The sequence below is a fragment of the Arhodomonas sp. KWT genome (assembly GCF_010993615.1).
The window spans coordinates 1-848 of sequence record NZ_WNXE01000723.1; the positions used below are offsets into that span (position 1 = coordinate 1).

Annotated in this window: 1 protein-coding gene; it reads right to left on the reverse strand. The window is 67.2% G+C overall.

The features are described 5' to 3' along the window. The coding region (locus tag G7A99_RS21990; protein WP_163144106.1) for an MFS transporter at window positions 1-848 on the reverse strand (848 nt) is incomplete at both ends.

Sequence of the window (848 nt, forward strand, 5' to 3'; positions counted from 1 at the left end):
GCGTCCCGGTGGGGCTTCGGCCGTCGGAACAGTAGCAGCAGTGGCAGTGAGGCGAGGGTGATCACCGCCATCAGCCGGAAATCGTTGAGATAGGATATCGCTGCGGCCTGGCGGGTGAGCACCTCGTTGAGCCAGGCCAGGCCGGCGCCGTGGGTGGCATCCAGGCCGCCGGGCAGCCTCAGGCCCGTGAGCGCGGTGTTGAACGGGGTCAGCCGCTCGCCGAGCACGGCGTGATTGATCTGCGTGTTCTGCGCCACCAGCGTGACCATCACGGAGATGCCGATGCTGCTGCCGATGTTGCGCATCAGGCTGAACAGGGCCGTGGCCTCGGTGCGCAGGTGTTCGGCGAGGGTCGAGAAGGTAATGGTGCTCAGCGGCACGAAGGTGAAGCCCAGCCCCAGACCCTGGATGATGCCGGTGTAGACCACCGCCATCGGCGCGATCTCCAGGTTGAACTGCGCCATGCCGAACAGCGACGTCGCGGTGAGGCACAGCCCGAGGGTGATCAGCCAGCGGATGTCCACCCGGTTGACCAGCCGGCCGACCAGGAACATCGCCGTCATGCTCCCGAGTCCGCGGGGCGCGAGCACCAGGCCGGTGGTGACCACCGGATAGCCCATGAGGTTCTGCAGGAACGGGGGCAGCAGGGCGAGCGTTGCGAGCAGGATCACCCCTACCAGGAAGATGAACGCCAGTCCGGTGAGCAGGTTGCGGTCCCGGAACAGCGCGGGGTGGAGGAACGGGTCCCTCGCGGTGAGGGTGTGGGCGACGAACAGGTACAGCCCCAGCGCGGCCACGCAGGTCTCGATAATGATCTCGCCGGAGGCGAACCAGTCCTGGCTCTGGCC